At 57.6% G+C, this 4,661-nt stretch carries 4 protein-coding genes and 1 pseudogene; 1 reads left to right on the forward strand and 4 read right to left on the reverse strand.

Annotation, left to right across the window (positions count from 1 at the left end; genetic code table 11):
• Positions 1 to 155: 155 nt before the first annotated feature.
• The 4 genes from T18_RS20340 to T18_RS20355 all read right to left on the reverse strand — a co-directional run bounded on the left by T18_RS20340 (position 156) and on the right by T18_RS20355 (position 3,583).
• Positions 156 to 347, reverse strand: a complete 192-nt coding sequence (locus T18_RS20340; protein WP_038494727.1) for a hypothetical protein — start codon at positions 345 to 347, stop codon at positions 156 to 158.
• A gap of 130 nt (positions 348 to 477) precedes the next feature.
• Positions 478 to 1,431, reverse strand: coding sequence for a cell division protein FtsZ (gene ftsZ / locus T18_RS20345; protein WP_121556214.1), 954 nt, complete (start codon positions 1,429 to 1,431; stop codon positions 478 to 480).
• Positions 1,432 to 1,538: 107 nt separating this feature from the next.
• Positions 1,539 to 2,822 (reverse strand): beta-ketoacyl-ACP synthase II, encoded by a 1,284-nt coding sequence (fabF, locus tag T18_RS20350; RefSeq protein WP_038494730.1) that lies wholly within the window; start codon positions 2,820 to 2,822, stop codon positions 1,539 to 1,541.
• 173 nt (positions 2,823 to 2,995) lie between these two features.
• Positions 2,996 to 3,583: a TetR/AcrR family transcriptional regulator gene (locus T18_RS20355; RefSeq protein WP_003519277.1), complete on the reverse strand. Its 588-nt coding sequence runs from the start codon at positions 3,581 to 3,583 to the stop codon at positions 2,996 to 2,998.
• A 98-nt stretch (positions 3,584 to 3,681) separates the two neighbouring features.
• Here T18_RS20355 and T18_RS20360 point away from each other — a divergent pair.
• Positions 3,682 to 4,661, forward strand: a pseudogene (locus T18_RS20360) (efflux RND transporter periplasmic adaptor subunit); the annotation flags it as partial.

Genomic DNA, 4,661 nt, shown 5'->3' on the forward strand with positions numbered 1-4,661 from the left:
TTTGCGTTTAGGGCCTTGGATACCGCAAATGAATTGCTGGCGGTATAGCCCCGTGGGGCTTTGATAGCGTGCACCTAGGCCTTCGTAAAACACGAGCCGGAACAAGCACTTCAAGCGCTCAGAGCGGCATTCACTTTGTGATCAGGGTTTCCGCGTCACCGACGTGGCGTTGTTTCGGCAGATTGGGGCAAGGTCGCAGGCAGGCGTTTTCTATCTAACGCCTCCGTAGCTGCCTCGAGCCGAGCCACGCGCTTTTCCAAGGAGAAGAGATAGTCCCCCTGCAAATCATCGATACCGAGGAATGCTTCTTCCCATAGACGCCATTTTTCTAAGAAGTGCTTCAGCATGTGCTGTTTCCTCTCGATCGATTTCACTGGAATTTTCTATGTCGCCCTGTCTTGGGCCGGGAGGTAGCAGACACGCAGGCATTCTCAAGTCTGCAAGGACATGCTCGCTCGAGGGTGCAAAGGAGCAGGCTCACCCCGTGCGCTCCGCAAGAAAGATCACCTCTGCCGGTTGCCGCAATCCGCTCGCGACAACGGACACTTTCAGTCGACCCGCAAGCGCATCGTCGAACGTCGCGCCGATCACGACATCGGCGTTAGCGTCGACCTCTTCGCGCACGCGCGTGGCTGCTTCGTCCACATCGAACAGCGTCATGTCCGGTCCACCGGAAATCGAGACGAGGAGCCCTTTGGCACCTTTGACCGATGTGTCGTCAAAAAGCGGATTAGCAATCGCTGCTTCGGCGGCAGCTCTTGCACGGCCTTCGCCTGCCGCTTCTCCCGTGCCCATCACAGCTCGGCCCATACCGCGCATCACTGACCTTAGGTCGGCGAAATCGAGATTGATAAGCCCTTCCCTGACAATCAGATCGACGACGGAGCTGACGCCTGCATAAAGAACCCGATCCGCCATTTCGAAAGCCTCAGCAAACGTCGTTGCGGCATCTGCCACCCGGAAGAGGTTCTGATTTGGGATCACGATCACGGTATCCGCGCTTTCGGCTAGACACTCTACCCCGTGTCGGGCCATTCGCATTCGATGTATGCCCTCAAATGCGAATGGCATGGTTACCACGCCGACCGTCAGGATTCCGGCCTTCCGCGCAGCTCGAGCTATAACAGGCGCGGCGCCCGTTCCAGTGCCGCCCCCCATGCCTGCGGTCACGAAACACATATGCATCCCGGTCAGATGTCCCATGATTTCGTCGATCGTTTCTTCGGCCGCCGCTTGTCCGATCTCGGCGAGTGATCCGGCCCCAAGCCCGCCAGTCGCGATCAGGCCGAGTTGAACAACTCGTGGGGCTTTAGACATGGAGAGAGCTTGTGCATCGGTGTTTGCTGCAATGAATTCTACCCCTTGCAGCTTCTGCGCCATCATGTTGTTGACCGCATTACCACCACCGCCGCCGACGCCTATAATGGCAATCCTCGGTTAGAGGTGCAGTATGTCCGGTGTCGTGCCCAAGGTTTGGTTCATTGACGTTCAACTCCCAAGCGAAACAGTTTCAGAGTGTGGTGGCGCGACGGTGATCCTCAGCCAGCGCCGTTTGCCTTCGGCCACCGCCGGAACACTGCGCTCGCATTGACACCGCCAAAACCGAAACCATTGGATATTGCGAATTCAGCGTCTAATTGGCGCGCGTGGTTCGCCACAAAATCGATGCCTTCGGCTTCCGGATCAGGAACATTCAGGTTGAGAGTTGGCGGCGCAATCTGGTGCTGGAGTGCTAGAATGGTGAAGATTGCTTCCAATCCTCCAGCCGCGCCAAGTAGGTGTCCTGTTGCTGACTTCGTCCCGCTGACAGCGACAGTCTTCTCGGAACCAAAGATACTTTTGATGGCCCTGATTTCGCCGAGGTCTCCGACCGGGGTCGAGGTGGCGTGGGCATTCAGATGACCTATTTCGCGGGGGGAAATTCCTGCCTGCGCAATGGCGATCTCCATGGCTCTTTTGGCACCATTCCCGTCTTCTGGTCCTGACGTGATGTGATGAGCGTCGGCTGTCGTGCCGTAGCCGACAAGTTCGGCAATTGGTGTAGCGCCGCGAGCAAGTGCATGGCTCAGGGATTCAATGACAAGCATGCCCGCTCCTTCGCCCATGACGAAGCCATCGCGTGATGTGTCGAAGGGGCGCGATGCCTTGTCTGGTGTTTCGTTGAAAGCAGTCGACAGAGATCTGGCGGCTGCAAAACCTCCGAGGCTGACGATGTTCATGCAGGCTTCTGTTCCGCCGCATATCGCAATTTCGGCTTCATTTGACCGAATAAGCCTCGCAGCATCGCCAATTGCCTGAACGCCGGCGGCGCACGCGGTTACCGGTGCACCGAGAGGGCCTTTGAAGCCATGACGGATTGAGACATGCCCGGCTGCGAGATTGACCAGAAACGACGGTATGGTGAAGGGCGAAAGGCGACGGACACCGCGTTGATCGACGGTGCGGACCGCTTCGGTTATCGCAGGAAAGCCGCCGATACCGGACGCGATAATCGTCGCGGTCCTCAGCCGTTCCTCATTCGAGGTCGGCTTCCAGTTTGCTTGCGCAAGCGCTTCTTCCGCGGCTGCCAGTGCAAATATGATAAAACGGTCGACCTTGCGTTGGTCCTTCGGAGCCACAATGGTGTCGGGATCGAAGCCGCCCTCGGGATCTTCCATCAATGAGGGGACAACGCCCCCGATTTTCGATGGCAGGTCCGCCACCACGTCGTCACCCAGCCGTCGAATACCACTTCGACCCGCGAGCAGGCGCGACCAGGAGATACCGACATTCGCTCCAAGGGGACTGACAGCTCCCATTCCTGTGACAACGATACGACGCATGTTTTACACCTGTTCTTCGTTTAAATTGGCATGCCTTCGGCATCCCGACCGACGGTGCGGTCAGGGCCTGTTCTCCGGATATGCAGTTTCTTCAGTGCCTAAATCGCATCCGCCCGAACCCGACGCGGCGACTGCGTTTGGCTTTTGTTTTCCCTAGCTACCGAGCGCGATCCTCAGGCCGCATGATCAGCGCCTGCGATGCGCCTGATTTCCTCCGCCGCTGCGTCGAGGATTCCTTGAGACGTATTCTCGTCTTCCATGATCCGAGACAGGGTAACGGCGCCGACCATGAGAGACAGGATCGCCATCGCCTTGCCGCTGGGATTGGAGCTTCTGGTGTCATCAAGCAGTTCATTGAGCACCTCGAAGTGAGCGCGTATCCCATCCTCGAATGGACGCCTGACTTCTTCACTCTGCCGAGTAGCGTCCGACCCCAGTGCCACCAGGGGGCAACCTTCTGCCTTTTCTCCACGGTGGTCCTTGGACAGATAGAACGCCATCACTGCTTCGAGAGGATCGGAACTGTCCGCAGCCGCTTCAGACCATCTGCGTGTAGCGCTTTCCATCGCGCGCCTCGAAGCCTGGGCTGCAAGATCGTCCTTCGATGCAAACTGCTTGTAGAACCCGCCTTGAGTGAGTCCTGCACCCTTCATCAAATCTTTCAGGCCAATGCCATCGAATCCGTGCTCGCGAAACAGACGGCTGGCAACGTTGATCACCGTCTCCCGATTTTCCTCGGCTTGTGCCCGGCTCACTCTCATATCGACCTCCGGTTAGATTTCGTTTGACATTTATAACGCATATAGATTTAGATCGCAATCTAAATCATTTGCACCGCTGGTCAAGAAGAGAACTTACAATGAAAAGCAAACATGTCCTGACTGTCGTGGGTCTTGTCGCAGCGGCTGGGGCCGCCGCCTTTTTCCTCGTTTCTGAAACCCCAAAACGGGAAGCCGAGGCCGCAGACCCAAGGACGGCTTCACCACTGGTAAGGATTGCGGAGGCGAAAAGGACCGGCAGGGCCGACCGGTCATTCACCGGGACGGTCGCATCGCGCGTTCAAAGCAATCTCGGATTTCGCGTTCCCGGTAAAATCGTGGAGCGGCTGGTCGATGTCGGTCAGCAGGTCAAACAGGGCCAACCGCTGATGCGCATTGATGAGACCGATCTTCAGCTTGCACTGACAGCAAAGCGGAATTCGGTCATATCAGCGCGTGCTATTCTGCTTCAGGCGCAAGCCGATGAGAAGCGCTATGCGGCACTGGTCAAGAATGGCCTGGCGGCCACGCCCCAGCGTTATGAACAGGCAAAGGCGGCTCTCGATACAGCGACAGCACAGCTTGCGGCGGCCGAGGCCGAAGCGGAGGTTGCCGAGAATGCGGCAACCTACACCACTCTTGTTGCTGACTCGGATGGAACGGTCGTCGAAACTCTCGGTGATCCGGGACAAGTGGTCGCCGCCGGCCAGACGGTTGTTCAACTCGCAAAGGCGGGCCCTCGCGAGGCGGTCGTCTGGCTGCCTGAGACACTGCGACCTAAGGTGGGATCGGAAGCACAGGCCAGTGTTTATGGAAGCGACGGGCTTAGTGGAAACGCCAGACTGCGACAAATCTCCGATTCGGCTGATCCTCAAACGAGAACCTATGAAGCGCGTTACATTCTTGAGGGTGATGCGGCCTCAGCACCGCTTGGCGCCACTGTAACAATCAGAACACCGGATGCCGAACGCCAGTCGGAAGTCACCGTGCCCGTCGGCGCCATTCTGGACGACGGTAATCGCACAGGTGTGTGGATCGTCGACGGCGCAACGTCAAAGGTGAAGTTCACCCCGATTAAAGT

This window comes from Rhizobium sp. TBD182 (assembly GCF_001950375.1).
Taxonomy (GTDB): domain Bacteria; phylum Pseudomonadota; class Alphaproteobacteria; order Rhizobiales; family Rhizobiaceae; genus Agrobacterium; species Agrobacterium tumefaciens.